The organism is Flammeovirga sp. AWQ4_249, from assembly GCF_056161045.1.
In genome coordinates this window covers 1-756 of the sequence record NZ_JBSWYJ010000111.1, presented here as the reverse complement: position 1 = coordinate 756, position 756 = coordinate 1, and the positions used below count along the sequence as shown (strand labels likewise).

The window sequence follows — 756 nt, the reverse complement described above, 5'->3', positions numbered from 1 at the left end:
TTACGATTGAAATTAGGGTTGGTTTGCCGTTTTTGATCCACTCTAATGCTACCCAAGTAACACAAGCTGCTGCTGCTGCAAGGTGAGTCACTAATAATGTCATACCTGCTGCTCCGTTAGCATGTAGTTGGCTGCCTGCGTTGAATCCAAACCAACCTACCCATAACATAGAAGCACCAATCATTACCATTGGAATATTGTAAGGAGCTTTTTTTGTATGAGCAAATTTAATTCTTGGTCCAATGAATATTGCTAATAATAGTGCTGCAATACCGGCTGTTGCGTGAACAGTGATACCACCTGCAAGGTCAATTACTCCTAACTGTTGTAACCAACCACCACCCCATACCCAGTGGGTAACAGGTGCATAAACTAAAATTAACCATAAAGCTGAGAATAATGCTACGGCTTTTAATTTCATTCTTTCAGCAAAAGCACCAATAAATAAACCTGGTGTGATCACTGCAAATGTCATTTGATAAGCTGCAAACAACGGTTCTGGAATACTTCCATGAAGACTATCTGCTGTCATTCCTGAAAGGAATAAACGGTGAAAATCTCCAATAAAGCTTCCATCTCCTGAGAAAGCTAAACTATAAAGACCACCAAACCAAAGTAATGAACCTATACCCGTAATTACGGCAATATTCATTAAAATGGATAATACGTTTTTCTTGTGAACTAGCCCTGCATAGAACAATGCTAATCCTGGAAGCATCATAAATAATACTAATGCAGTCGATGCTAAAATCCAAG

1 protein-coding gene is annotated in these 756 nt (G+C 39.0%); it reads right to left on the bottom strand.

What is annotated here, in order from left to right; translation table 11 throughout:
- Positions 1–756 (bottom strand): ammonium transporter (locus tag ACXAHM_RS26300; protein ID WP_474967060.1); only part of this gene is annotated, 756 nt, incomplete at both ends.